We start from the raw sequence: 12,207 nt of genomic DNA, 5'->3' as shown, positions 1-12,207 counted from the left end.
ATTACCAGTCAATACGCAGTAAAAAAGTTATCACAGCAAAATAAACATCTGCTAAAAGTAAGATAAAATTAACCAAAAAATAAAAAGCTTTGTTTTTTGAGAATTTTAGAATAAGATAAAAATTATAACATAAAGCAATAAAAAATAAGGGTGTGAGCCAGAAAAAAAAATCACGTTGTAACAGAAAATATATTAATAAAAATATAAATGATACTATCAAGATATATAAATAATTTTTCATACGAAATTAAGCTCTGGAAAGCTGATCCAGCTTTTTCAACAGTGCTGGTATCCGGTAAGCTCCGGACATCTGCTCTACTTTAGGCAGTAGTTCATCTACATCTGCACCTTTTGCGGTAAGAAATAACGGAGTTTTGCTTTCTCCTCTTAAAACACTTCTTCTTTGGGAATCCGGAGAAGCAAACTCGTTCTTTGCAATTCCAATGATTGCATATTTTCGGTCTAAGGCTTCATAGAGATATCCTCCAAGACCTATTTTACCATCATTATCAAGGGTAACATAACCATCTACGATAATAATGTCTCCTTCTTTTAAGGATATTTCCTTTAATAGGCTCAAAATGCAGGGCAGTTCCCGCTTGTAGAAAGCACCACTTTCATATCCGGAAGGGACTTCTGTTTTTTCAGTATAAATACCAGACTCATTTTCTGAGGTCCAGTCTTCAAATGCGATACACACAGTGTTTGCATGGTCCTCATAATAATAGGTATCAAAAGCGTAAATCATATTTTCCTTCTATCATTAAAAAAAAATTCACCGAAATGCCACAAAATCCCGGACGGATCATGTACAAAGCATTCTTTTCCCCAGTCCATTGTTCTTACGGGGGTAAACTTTACTTTTTCATATTTGTCAGTAAGACGCAAAGCCTGAAGTTCCTTCCAGAAATCATCTGTATTCTCTACTTCCATAAAGACCATGGTATTGTCTATCCAGTCTTTAGCATAGTAATCCTGAAGATAGAATCCGGTTTCCTGCCTTTTAAACAGGGATAATTTAGGTTCCAAGATTACTTCTTCAAATCCCAGATCTCTATAGAAGTTCCTGCTTATTTCAAAATTTTCAGCCCCGATAAATGGCCTGATGGATTTTACATGCTGTCTCATTGTTTTCTGTTTTTCCAGTTATTATAAGTCATTTCAAATTTGATTTCTCCTTTTCCATGCATACCTCTCTCCTGCCATCCGGACTTCCTGTAAAATGCTTCCGCTCTTGTTCCCGGTGCAGTTCCCAGCCATACATCTTCTTTGGTTTGTTCAAAATACCAGTCAAGCATAACATCATGAAGCTTCCTTCCAATTCCGAGATTCTCAAAATCAGGATGTATAAAAAGTGCCCAGATATTATTTTCCTTCAGATCTACAATAGAAAAACCAATAATCCGGGATTCTATCTCACCTACCCAGCCTTTTCCTCTTTCAAACAGAAATTCTTCACAGTCTGCGTCAGTTACCAAGGCGGGATCAGAAAGCATATTCTCTTTTACTGAGTTCCGGACGATCTGGATCTGTGGAATGTCTTCAGTCCTAGCTTCGCGAATTGCTGTTTTCATTTGGTTATTCTTATGTTGGTTAGCTATTTTTATAAAATTGAAGTTGGTTAATGTAAAGGCACAATTTTATGTGCCTGATGCTTGATTAGGAATCTCCGATAAAATGTACCTTACTAAAAAACACACATTAAAAAATCACAAACCATTGGTTTATTAAACTTTAAGCATTATTAATTAATGCAATTTTTATCTTGTGTTTTGTGATGATTCAATAAAATATTTTATTTTTTATCTACTACAATTCTTTCTGCTCTGTTGGCAATTTCCCAGGCAGTGGCAAAAACCAGCTGGGCTCTTTTTTCCAGCAATGGATAATCAATTTTCTCAGGATCATCGGTTGGTTTATGATAATCTTCATGAATACCGTCAAAGAAAAAGGCTACCGGAACATTGTTTTTAGCGAAATTATAATGGTCTGAACGGTAATATAGCTGTTCCGGATCCGCAGGATCATCGTATTTATAGTTTAATTCCAGATTATTCGTCTTTTTGTTGGCAGCTTCATTAATGACTTTGAGCTGGGAGCTCAGCATTTCAGAACCTATCACATATACATACTGTTTTCCTCGGTTTGCGGCATCATCACGCCCAATCATATCAATATTGAGGTCAACAACAGTATTGGCAAGCGGGAATACGGGATTGCTGGTATAGTACTCAGATCCGAACAGGCCATGCTCTTCTCCTGTTACATGAAGGAATAGAATTGATCTTTTTGGCCCGTTTCCAGCCCTTTTAGCTTCCTGGAATGCTTTCGCGATCTGCATAACGGCTACAGTTCCGCTTCCATCATCATCAGCTCCGTTGTAAACAACTCCGTTTTTGGTTCCGACATGGTCGTAATGTGCAGAAATCACTATTATTTCGTCAGGTTTCTCACTTCCTTCAATGAAAGCAAGGATATTTTCAGAATCCGGAAGGTTTCCGCCTCCTCTTTTCTTCATAAATTCTGCAGGAACCTTTTGATAATAGGAACCTAACGCCTTTGGAGAAGTAATTCCTAAGCTTTTATAATAATCAACCATATACTCACCCGCTTTTTTCTGTCCAGGACTTCCGGTATCTCTTCCTGCCATTTCATCGGAAGCGATCACATATAAGTTTTTCTTTAGTTCATCAGATTTAATGGTCTTATATGCAGCAAGAAAGGCTTTATCCCCTTTTGCTACAGACACGGATTGAGTGGATTGGGCCGAAGCACCTTCAGAAGTTTTCGCCGTTCCGCAGCTCACCATAACAGCCAGCCCTAACAACGGGATAAGTATTTTTTTCATACAATAATAATTTGCTTAAAAATAACAAATTTTATTTAACCTTCAACGGATGCCTATTTTTCTTATATTTGATATAAATGCAATATAGATGGAAAAAATTTACGGATTTACACACTATTCCTTTTTCACGGAAATGTCTGAGCTGGCTACAAAACATAATAGCTTTGACCTGTCTTTAGGACTTCCCGACTTTGATATTGATGAGCGATTAAAATCATTTTTAAAGGAGGCTGTAGATTGTAATAAACATCAGTATGAGCCACTTGCAGGAAATCCGATGCTCATTAACAATATCATTACTTATAACACAGCACGTAAAAACAGCATCAGACTTAAAGAAAATGAGGTGACTGTTGTTCCCTGTGCAACTTTTGCTTTAAATACAGCCCTTAAATCTATTCTAAATCAAGGAGATGAAGTTATCATTATTCAGCCTTCCTATTATACTTACGCACCTTCAGTTGTTCAAAATGGCGGTATTCCTGTTTATTATGACCTTGATAATGATTTTACCATAAACTGGGAAAATTTTCAAAAATGCATTTCCGGAAAAACAAGAGCCGTTATTGTTAATTCGCCACAAAATCCTACGGGAACAATCTGGAAGCAAAATGACTGGAACCAGCTTTATGAATTGATAAGACATCAGGAAATTTACCTTATTTCGGAAGAAATTTACGATACCTATTGCTACGACGGACTTGAACATTACAGTTCTTTTCTTCATCCTGAGCTGAGAAACAGGACCTTCTGTATCTTCTCTTTTGGAAAAATGTTTCATACTTCCGGTTGGAAGGTGAGTTATTTACTTGCCTCAGAATATCTTACCTCAAAATTCAGATGTCATCAGCAATATATTTCCTATAGTGCGAATGCTCCTGCCCAATATGCTCTTGCTAAATATCTGGAAGTATTCGATTCCAGTGAAAACAAAAATATAATGCAGCGAAAAAGAGATATTTTTAATGAAATGATTGCATTTACACCTTTGGAAGCTATCAAAAAGGCTGAAGGAAGCGTCTTTCAGATCGTTAATTTCAGGAATGTTTCTAAAACTATGACAGATGTAGAATTTTCAAAATGGCTGACGGTAGAGAAAGGAACAGCATGTCTTCCACTTTCTACTTTCTATAATTCACGGCAGAACTCCGATTATGTGCGGTTCAGTTTTGCCAAAAAAGATGAATTGATCATCCAGGCTTTGGAACATCTGCAGAAAAACCTTTAATATTTGAAACCTGTCATTACAAAGAATCATAGTTTATGCATAAAGAAGATTATTAACTAAAAAATCTTCATATCAATGAAAAAGCACCGCCTAAGACGGTGCTTTAAATATTTGTTATTTGATTTTAAAGAGCGAGAACTCTTACATCAATTCTTCTGTTTTTTGCTTTACACTCATCCGTGTCATTCGCTTCACAAACCGGGTGCTGTGAACCATAGCCTTCTGCCTCTACCCTGTCTGATGAAATTCCCAGCTCCAAAAGCTTCAGTTTTGCAGTCTGAGCTCTCAGATTCGATAATTTCTGATTGCTTTCTTCATTGCCGGTATTATCTGTATACCCTCCCAATTTAATTTTCACGTCAGGATAGGCATTTAAGATTTCAGCAAGGTTATTAAGCTGAGCATCTGATCCGGCTTTCAGATCACTGGAACCAGTTTCGAAATAAAGGTTTTCCAGAGTATACCAGTTATTAGGATCTATGACAGTCTGATCTTTTTGATTTACCGAATTATATAGCTGGAACAGTCTGCTTCCTTCTCCTAAAGCGATTGTTTTTCCGCCTTTCAATTTTATTTCCTGAATGTTTCCTGTCTCATAAACAAAATCCCCGTTTTCATTAAGATGTCCTTTGATTTCTTTTGGAGAAGCGGGAACGGTTTGAAGATCTGTATGGGTTGCAGTTGAAGTCGCATTATAAGCTCTTGTCAGGCTTTCCAGTTTCGCTTTCCTGTTGGCTTCAATTTTATCTTTATGCAGTACTGCCAATGTTGGTGCAATAACTAATGAAACAATGGACATCAATTTGATCAGGATATTCATTGATGGTCCTGAAGTATCTTTAAAAGGATCTCCCACAGTATCTCCGGTTACGGATGCCTTATGAGGTTCTGAACCTTTATAATAGGTCTGACCGTTGATATCAACGCCTTTTTCAAATGACTTTTTAGCATTATCCCAGGCACCACCTGCATTATTCTGGAACATCCCCATCAGAACACCGCTCACGGTAGCTCCGGCTAAAAATCCTCCTAAAACTTCAGGTCCGAATATAAATCCGATCAGCAAAGGTGAAATAATGGCAATAGCCCCTGGAAGCATCATTTTTCTGATGGATGCATCTGTTGATATGGCTACACACTTCTCATATTCGGGCTGTGCTTTTCCTTCCAGAATCCCCGGAATTTCACGAAACTGTCTTCTTACTTCTTCTACCATGGCCATCGCTGCTTGTCCTACTGCAGTAATGGCAAGTGAAGAGAATATAAACGGTATCATTCCTCCCACAAATAAACCTGCCAGAACATCTGCTCTGTAGATATCAATTCCATCGATTCCGGCAATTCCTACAAAGGCAGCAAATAAAGCCAGCGCCGTTAATGCAGCGGAAGCAATTGCAAATCCCTTTCCTGTAGCTGCTGTGGTATTTCCTACAGCATCCAGGATGTCTGTCCTTTCACGGACTTCTTTTGGAAGTTCACTCATTTCAGCAATTCCTCCGGCATTATCAGCAATCGGTCCAAAAGCATCAATGGCGAGCTGCATGGCAGTAGTGGCCATCATTCCGGCTGCTGCAATTGCCACACCGTAAAGTCCTGCACATAAATAAGAACCGTAAATTCCTCCTGCCAATACAAGGATAGGAAGTAATGTTGATTCCATCCCTACTGCCAAACCACCGATAATATTTGTTGCATGACCTGTAGAAGATTGTCTTACAATACTTGAAACAGGCCTTTTGCCCATAGCTGTATAAAATTCCGTAATGATGCTCATTAAAGTACCTACTACCAGACCTACCATTATAGCACCGAAAACACCCATCTTAGTGAACTCGTGTCCTCTGAGCGTCATTTTCTCGGGAAGAAGGTAAGTGACCAGAAAATAAGAAGAGATCGCTGTAATGACAATACTTCCCCAGTTACCCAAATTCAGAGCATTCTGTACGCTGGAAGTAGATGAGCCTTCATTATCATTGATTCTTACAAATAGAGTTCCTATCATAGAGAAAATGATTCCTGTCCCGGCAATAAGCATTGGAAGAAGGATAGGTGCAAAACCACCGAAGGCATCATCAGACATTGTTTCTCTACCCAAAACCATTGTCGCTAATACTGTTGCAACATAAGATCCGAAGAGGTCGGCTCCCATCCCAGCTACATCTCCTACATTGTCACCTACGTTATCAGCAATAGTGGCTGGATTCCTTGGATCATCCTCAGGAATTCCCGCTTCCACTTTTCCGACAAGGTCAGCTCCAACATCTGCAGCTTTTGTATAGATACCACCACCTACTCTTGCAAAAAGAGCGATGGATTCTGCCCCAAGAGAAAATCCTGTAAGAATTTCAATGGTCCTTTCCATTTCATGGGAATCTACTGTTGCATCAGGAGCGAAAATCTGTTTAATGATCAGAAAAAGAGCACCTAACCCCAGAACTGCCAATCCGGCCACTCCCATTCCCATAACGGAACCTCCGGTAAAAGAAACTTTCAGAGCTTTGGAAAGTGATGTTCTTGCGGCTTCTGCTGTTCTTACATTGGCTTTTGTTGCGATTTTCATTCCGATAAATCCTGCCAGTGCAGAAAATACAGCTCCCACGGCAAAAGCAACCCCAATACTCCAGTGGGAATTGGAATTACTGGATCCCATCACAGCGAGTAATATCGCAACCACCACTACGAAATAGGTTAAAATCTTGTACTCGGCCTTTAGAAAAGCCATTGCACCGTCAGCAATATGTCCGCTGATTATTTTCATTTTTTCATTCCCGGCATTCTGCTTACTTACCCAGTTACTCTGCAGGAAAGTATACAATAAGGCGACAACGCCGAAAACCGGAATTAAATAGAACAAATCCATAGTTTATTATTTTAATATTAATAAATAGTAATTAGTTTTATAAATATAACAAAAATTCTATGGTTTTATTAAGTCTGATTCTATAATATATTTTCTGAAAATTTGAAACGGCATAAAAAGGTGCTATTCCTGGAAAGCATTAATATATTTAAGTTTTTATCCTCTATCAAAAAAGATGCTTATTAAACAAATAAAGGCAGATGAAATTCATCTGCCTTTATTATGAGTTGGGAATGCTATTTTTTAGCCTCCGAATTTTTCTGCGTAATCTTTTTGAGAAGCTTTGATCACTTTTTTAGCATGCTCAGCTCCATATACCTCATGAATTCTACATTTTGCAGGCTCATCCGGTAAATTTTTATACGTTAAGAAGTAGTGCATTAATCTTTTCACTTCAGCTTCCGGAAGTTCAGAAATATCTCTGAAATGTCCAAAAGCGTGGTCACCAATCATTACAGCAACAATTTTGTCATCTGCTTCTCCTCCATCGATCATTTTGAATCCACCGATTGGAATAGCTTCCATTAATAATCCTCCTGAATGAATATTGTGAGAGCTTAACACACAGATATCAAGCGGATCATGATCACCTTCCGTCACATCATCAGCGCCAGCTTCTACAGCTAATTTCATAACTTCATTATGGCAGTATGTTCTTGGAACAAATCCGTATAAAGCGGGAATAATATTGGAAAATTTCTGAGGTCTGTCAACCTTCAAAAATCCTGTTTCTTTATCTACTTCATATTTAATAGTATCTGAAGGAACGATTTCCACGAATACGTTTACAACATTTGGCGCATCTTCTCCTGCAGAAACCCCATGCCATGGATGTGCTTTAAAATTTGGAATCATTATTTATTTGTTATTTTTAAGTTAAAATTAAAATTTCTCTTCTAAGGTCTTCTATGGTAGCAGCAATATAGTCATCGCCTTCCATATAGTTCATAATGAAAATGGTTTTGAACTCTTCAAGATCTGCATTTCCATTCAGACCATCATATGTTTTATGAAGTAAATCGATCAAAGCATTTTTTGAGTCTACAATATTCTTCCATGAGCCTTTTGTAATATACAGCTGTTGTGAAGAATTATACTCAAACTCCTCATTAATGGTTTTTTCTGTAAGGAAAATAAACTCGTGTACTGCCAGACCTTTATCAAATTTCTGGATGATATTCGACGGTTTTATTCTTTCTAAAAAGAGGGTCATTCTTTCATAGGAATGTGCTTTGTTTTCAGCGTTTGATTTCACGGAAAGAAGCTTGATCTCCTGATTTTTAAGGGTAATGTACGAGTGTACGAATTGTCTCAGCAAAACCAAAAAAGGAATTGCGATAATTAATGCAAAAGCATACGGTAGATATCCTGAAAAATTAGCCATAATTTTAGACCGCAAAATTACTAATTATTTTCCGGCTTCTAAAGAGTTTTTAAATATATCAGTCTTAGAATTCTGAATATAGATGAGAGACAGAACAATGATCAGATAAAAACCTATCATCATTCTGTTGGCCAGGCTTGGAAAAACCAGATATCTTACAAAAACTGCTGCATAAACAGCTCCGAAAAACAAGCATTGAGCCCAGCTTTTTTTGCTGTTCAAAGAAAATTTATTGGCCAGAATAATAAAGATAAACAATAAAAGCAGCGGGAAATATGATCCGTTAAAGTCCAGCATCATTGTTTTTTTTATAAAATTCAGATAATCCGGAAAATAGAACGGATCAGGATTCGATATCGGATAAATCTGAACTTTTGTAAACTGATTCATAAATAAAACAGACCATGAAATCTGATTGAAATACTGGATCAGAAAAAAGGAAAGGAAGATATATCCGTAAGATAAAAATACTTGCGCTGTTTTAATCTGAAGGGTGTTTTTATAAAAATAAATCAGAATATAAAGAAGTGAATATAAAATAAAATATTCCGGTCTTGTTAAAACACAGAGCATCGCAAAAACTGTTGCTGCAAGATGATTTTTCTTAATTATAAAGGTATAAAAACTTAACAGAAGCATTAAACAGGCTAAACTGTCTGCCGAAGCATACCGGCTTGCCTCCAAAAGAGGTTTGAATAATGAAATAATAACCGTTATAATGAATGCTAAAGGGTAATTCTTTAAAATCCTGATCAGGAACCCAAATATTAAAGTAATGATAAAAACATAAGAAAATATTGAGGTTAAAGTTATTGAGGTTAAAACATTAAAACCTAATTTATAAAACATCAGGTTCACAAAATTATAAAATGGTTTCACAGAGAACAGCTGAAGTTCTTCTTCATAAGCCTTGGGATTTTTTGACAGCGTATAATAATAAGTGTTTCCCCCTATTGCAATTTCTTCAGCTTTGGAAATTTCAGAAAGTTTAGGATTTATATTTTTTAATTCTGTATAAACTTTTTTATGAATATCTTCTATTTTAAGATCAGAATGTTCGGTTTTGTAAATAAGGCCCATGTAGGCTTCTAAATCTGCATTATAATACTGATGGGTATACAAATAGTAGGACATCAGGCATACATAGATCGAAAAAATAAAAACAAGAATATTTCCAGTTTTTTTCATCTGCGTTTGAGTTTATTCTGTTAAGGATGCAAAAGTAAAAAAACTATTCTTTCAGCTGCTATTATTCAGGTATTTTTATAGTAATTACAATTCAAATAGTGCAGGTCTTTGCGTTACTTCATGATAACATACACTGTTTTCATCAAAAAAGTGATATACAAGGCTTTTTCTGGTTTTGTTTTTGTCTGTATGTGGTTCTCCACCGTGAAGGATATTGGCATGCCATATTAGCATATCCCCTTTTTTTGCTTTAAATATTTCTTTTTTCAGACCAAGTTCTCTGACTTTAGATTCCAAAAACTCTTCATAGGCACGGTAGCTTTTTTTACCGATTTTAAATGCACTACCTTCATTCTCATAATCAGAATTAAGAAAATAAGGAAGTTTATGACTTTTAGGAATATAATGTAGTGCACCATTGGTTTCATCCACATCCTCTAATGCAATCCATACTCCTAAAAGCCCGCCTAGAGGATAAGTCGTCATATGAATACTGTCAGAATGCGTTTTCTGCTGGCTGCCATTAATGAAGTTGATACTCTGGAAAAGCTTTGCCTTGCCATCTAAAAGGACAGACAGAAAATCCAGCAGGTTCTTATCATTTCCAATATTTTTAATGATTTCAGAATGATGAATGGCAAACATCAGCTTTCCTCCGTAAATAAATTTCAGGGTGCCATTTTCCATCAGCTTTTCAATTTCATTATTGATCCTGTCTGCATCATCTGGACTAATGAAATTTCTTACAATCATATATCCGTTTTCATCATACTGAAGGGCACTTTGTTTATTTTCAGCATTGAGTTCTTTGAAAAACGTAGTGTCAACAAGTCTATTCTGGTCTATTCCTCTTTTTGAAGCAGGAAGATGGGCAAAATCAGTGCTGGAAATGCTGGAATAGTAGTTTTTTTTGAGGCCATACTTTTTATACAAGGGGATATTATGCTGTAATTTCTTCTTATTAAAAAAATTATAAATAATATAGGGCAGTTTATAATAACGGATCTGCTTTAGCATGGCTGGATTATTAGGATAAATACTTTATAAAGGTACGGAATAATATTTAATTAAAATCATTCTAAATAACGAAAATAGACATGATATTCATCTTAAGAAAGTTTACCTCTCATTAGAAAACGGGCAAAATCCCTGATCAATGTCTTTTTAGAATTTTCTATAACTGCGTAGTGTTTTAATTCCGGTCGGAAGCCTCTGAAAAACTCCTCAATACTCGGAAGGTTTCCTCCTTCAAAATCAAAAATAAAATTTTCAATATTCTCTTTGATTACGTGATCAATAAGTGTAGATGCCCCGGCCATTTTAATATATTTTTTATCATTAAAAGTTCCTAAAAGAGCAATGGTATCGTAATCCGAATAAATGGCGATCATATTAGTGATTTCGTGATGATAATAAAAGGCCAGAAATTTTAAATGCTTTGATGCATGAAATGTCTCAAGCGTTTTCAGTAGAGTGTCTGTATCATGCTCTTTATCCAGCCCTATCACATTGTTTTTTATGAAAGTTTCTGCTTCTTTGTACTGTATTTCCTTAAGCTCTGAATTTTCCGTCACTTCATCATCCAATCTCAGTTTTCTTTTTCTTTTGGGAGAATATTTAGCAAATACTTTAGCATATTCATTAGGATATAAAAGAAAATTCTTCTTTGTCTTTAGCTTTGAATCGAAACTATTGGTTTCATTAAAATGATAAGCTCTTATCAGGTAATTTTTCTGGAGAAAATACAAAAACTTTTCGTTGAGCTTCTTATCATCTTTTTCTGAAAAAACGCCAAGCTGTTGGCATATCAACGGATTATGCACAATTTTAATTCCTTTTTTGAGGATAAAAGGAACAGGCATTACAGCATTATAATCATTATGCACCAAAACATCCCATTGCTTATCCGTCGTCACATCTAAAAAGCTTTTTGATGCTGAATATTTCTTCTGTTCTGACTTTTCCAGACAGTCAGTATATTTTTTAAAATCAATCTCGTTATATTTCAGTCTTCTAATCATAATAATCCTTCATCTGAGAAACTAAAGTAGGCATCCTGCGTCACAATGATATGGTCTAAAAGCTGTATGCTTAATGTCTTCCCTGCCTCATTTATTTTTTTGGTAATGTTGATATCCTCTTTACTGGGTTTCAGGCTTCCCGACGGATGATTGTGCGCGATAATAATTCCTGTTGAAAAATGGTCCAAGGCTGTTTTAAACAAAATTCTTACATCTACGATTGACTGGTTTATACCACCCTGTGTCAGTTGTGAGATATGAATTACCTTATTGCTTTGATTCAGGAATATTGCCCAGAATTCTTCAGTTCTTAAATCTGATAACTGGTTTTTAAGGATAAAATATGCATCATCACTATTAGATATCACAGCTTTCTCAGGTATTTCCTGAACGGTTCTTCTCTTTCCTATTTCTAATGCAGCAATGATGGAAACAGCTTTTACCTGCCCAATTCCTTTGAATTTCATAAGTTCTTTATTGGAAAGAAGGCTCAACTGGTGCCAGCTGTTGTTTACTGAAGCAAGGATTTTTCTTGCTAACTCCAATGCACTCTCGTCCTTACTTCCGCTACCCATAATGATCGCCAGAAGTTCAGAATCGGAAAGGGAATTCTTTCCTTTCAGCAAAAATTTTTCTCTGGGCCTATCGTCTTCGGCAAGAAATTTTATGGTCATTTGT

At 36.2% G+C, this 12,207-nt stretch carries 12 protein-coding genes; 1 reads left to right on the top strand and 11 read right to left on the bottom strand.

Annotated elements, in window-relative coordinates; translation table 11 throughout:
• Positions 1–247 precede the first annotated feature (247 nt).
• The 4 genes from ACTJIV_RS12920 to ACTJIV_RS12905 form a co-directional block, all read right to left on the bottom strand.
• A complete protein-coding gene (locus ACTJIV_RS12920; protein ID WP_440627937.1) occupies positions 248–748 on the bottom strand; it encodes an endonuclease V in 501 nt (166 codons plus the stop codon).
• Complete coding sequence (locus ACTJIV_RS12915) at positions 745–1,128, bottom strand: VOC family protein (RefSeq protein ID WP_440627935.1); 384 nt, start codon at positions 1,126–1,128, stop codon at positions 745–747. The genes ACTJIV_RS12920 and ACTJIV_RS12915 overlap by 4 nt, the downstream gene beginning before the upstream one ends.
• Positions 1,125–1,574 carry a GNAT family N-acetyltransferase gene (locus tag ACTJIV_RS12910; protein WP_223559640.1) on the bottom strand — a complete coding sequence of 150 codons (450 nt, stop codon included), beginning with the start codon at positions 1,572–1,574 and terminating at the stop codon, positions 1,125–1,127. The genes ACTJIV_RS12915 and ACTJIV_RS12910 overlap by 4 nt, the downstream gene beginning before the upstream one ends.
• A 221-nt stretch (positions 1,575–1,795) precedes the next feature.
• A complete protein-coding gene (locus tag ACTJIV_RS12905) occupies positions 1,796–2,848 on the bottom strand; it encodes a M28 family metallopeptidase (protein WP_440627934.1) in 1,053 nt (350 codons plus the stop codon).
• 88 nt (positions 2,849–2,936) lie between these two features.
• Between ACTJIV_RS12905 and ACTJIV_RS12900 the strand changes: the two genes are divergently transcribed.
• Positions 2,937–4,076 carry an aminotransferase class I/II-fold pyridoxal phosphate-dependent enzyme gene (locus ACTJIV_RS12900; RefSeq protein ID WP_440627932.1) on the top strand — a complete coding sequence of 380 codons (1,140 nt, stop codon included), beginning with the start codon at positions 2,937–2,939 and terminating at the stop codon, positions 4,074–4,076.
• Positions 4,077–4,200: 124 nt separating this feature from the next.
• Here the strand turns inward: ACTJIV_RS12900 and ACTJIV_RS12895 are convergent, their stop codons facing one another.
• The 7 genes from ACTJIV_RS12895 to radC all read right to left on the bottom strand — a co-directional run bounded on the left by ACTJIV_RS12895 (position 4,201) and on the right by radC (position 12,203).
• Positions 4,201–6,936 (bottom strand): sodium-translocating pyrophosphatase, encoded by a 2,736-nt coding sequence (locus tag ACTJIV_RS12895; RefSeq protein WP_223559642.1) that lies wholly within the window; start codon positions 6,934–6,936, stop codon positions 4,201–4,203.
• A gap of 243 nt (positions 6,937–7,179) precedes the next feature.
• On the bottom strand, positions 7,180–7,791 hold the full coding sequence (locus ACTJIV_RS12890) for an inorganic pyrophosphatase (protein WP_111953138.1): 612 nt from the start codon (positions 7,789–7,791) through the stop codon (positions 7,180–7,182).
• Between the two features lie 16 nt (positions 7,792–7,807).
• A complete protein-coding gene (locus ACTJIV_RS12885; RefSeq protein WP_440627929.1) occupies positions 7,808–8,320 on the bottom strand; it encodes a hypothetical protein in 513 nt (170 codons plus the stop codon).
• A gap of 24 nt (positions 8,321–8,344) precedes the next feature.
• Positions 8,345–9,508 (bottom strand): hypothetical protein, encoded by a 1,164-nt coding sequence (locus tag ACTJIV_RS12880; RefSeq protein WP_440627927.1) that lies wholly within the window; start codon positions 9,506–9,508, stop codon positions 8,345–8,347.
• Positions 9,509–9,592: 84 nt separating this feature from the next.
• A complete protein-coding gene (locus tag ACTJIV_RS12875; RefSeq protein ID WP_111953132.1) occupies positions 9,593–10,525 on the bottom strand; it encodes a phytanoyl-CoA dioxygenase family protein in 933 nt (310 codons plus the stop codon).
• Between the two features lie 92 nt (positions 10,526–10,617).
• Positions 10,618–11,529, bottom strand: a complete 912-nt coding sequence (locus ACTJIV_RS12870) for a hypothetical protein (protein WP_440627926.1) — start codon at positions 11,527–11,529, stop codon at positions 10,618–10,620.
• Positions 11,526–12,203: a RadC family protein gene (gene radC / locus ACTJIV_RS12865; RefSeq protein WP_111953128.1), complete on the bottom strand. Its 678-nt coding sequence runs from the start codon at positions 12,201–12,203 to the stop codon at positions 11,526–11,528. Before radC ends, ACTJIV_RS12870 begins: the two co-directional genes overlap by 4 nt.
• Positions 12,204–12,207: the final 4 nt, after the last annotated feature.

It is taken from the genome of Chryseobacterium sp. 22532 (assembly GCF_052044665.1).
Lineage (GTDB): Bacteria > Bacteroidota > Bacteroidia > Flavobacteriales > Weeksellaceae > Chryseobacterium > Chryseobacterium lathyri.
Note: the sequence above shows the minus strand (reverse complement) of the source record. Positions and strands in the feature narration are given on the sequence as shown.

Coding starts and splice junctions, on each gene's coding strand:
- ACTJIV_RS12920 (WP_440627937.1), bottom strand. CDS start 748: ATGATTTACGCTTTTGATACCTATTATTATGAGGACCATGCAAACACT.
- ACTJIV_RS12915 (WP_440627935.1), bottom strand. CDS start 1,128: ATGAGACAGCATGTAAAATCCATCAGGCCATTTATCGGGGCTGAAAAT.
- ACTJIV_RS12910 (WP_223559640.1), bottom strand. CDS start 1,574: ATGAAAACAGCAATTCGCGAAGCTAGGACTGAAGACATTCCACAGATC.
- ACTJIV_RS12905 (WP_440627934.1), bottom strand. CDS start 2,848: ATGAAAAAAATACTTATCCCGTTGTTAGGGCTGGCTGTTATGGTGAGC.
- ACTJIV_RS12900 (WP_440627932.1), top strand. CDS start 2,937: ATGGAAAAAATTTACGGATTTACACACTATTCCTTTTTCACGGAAATG.
- ACTJIV_RS12895 (WP_223559642.1), bottom strand. CDS start 6,936: ATGGATTTGTTCTATTTAATTCCGGTTTTCGGCGTTGTCGCCTTATTG.
- ACTJIV_RS12890 (WP_111953138.1), bottom strand. CDS start 7,791: ATGATTCCAAATTTTAAAGCACATCCATGGCATGGGGTTTCTGCAGGA.
- ACTJIV_RS12885 (WP_440627929.1), bottom strand. CDS start 8,320: ATGGCTAATTTTTCAGGATATCTACCGTATGCTTTTGCATTAATTATC.
- ACTJIV_RS12880 (WP_440627927.1), bottom strand. CDS start 9,508: ATGAAAAAAACTGGAAATATTCTTGTTTTTATTTTTTCGATCTATGTA.
- ACTJIV_RS12875 (WP_111953132.1), bottom strand. CDS start 10,525: ATGCTAAAGCAGATCCGTTATTATAAACTGCCCTATATTATTTATAAT.
- ACTJIV_RS12870 (WP_440627926.1), bottom strand. CDS start 11,529: ATGATTAGAAGACTGAAATATAACGAGATTGATTTTAAAAAATATACT.
- radC (WP_111953128.1), bottom strand. CDS start 12,203: ATGACCATAAAATTTCTTGCCGAAGACGATAGGCCCAGAGAAAAATTT.